Here is a 271-nt window from a genome sequence, read left to right on the forward strand (position 1 = left end):
AGTCAACGTTGCCCTGGTCGTCGCAGTTGGTCACAACCACTCGCATACCCGCCAGTTGGGCGGAGGCGGGGTTGGTGCCGTGGGCAGAGCGTGGAATCAGGCAAACGTTACGATGCCCGTCGCCGCGGCTTTCGTGGTATTTGCGGATGGCCAGCAATCCGGTGTATTCACCTTGGGCACCGGAGTTGGGCTGCATGCAGATGGCATCGAAGCCGGTAATGGCTTTGAGGTAGTCGTCCAGTTCGCCAATCATGGCTTCATAGCCCTGGGT

Annotated in this window: 1 pseudogene; it reads right to left on the reverse strand. The window is 59.8% G+C overall.

Going from position 1 to position 271, the window contains the following annotated elements:
* A pseudogene (locus Q4563_RS19990) lies at nt 1-271 on the reverse strand (hypothetical protein); the annotation flags it as partial.

It is taken from the genome of Gilvimarinus sp. 1_MG-2023 (assembly GCF_030548285.1).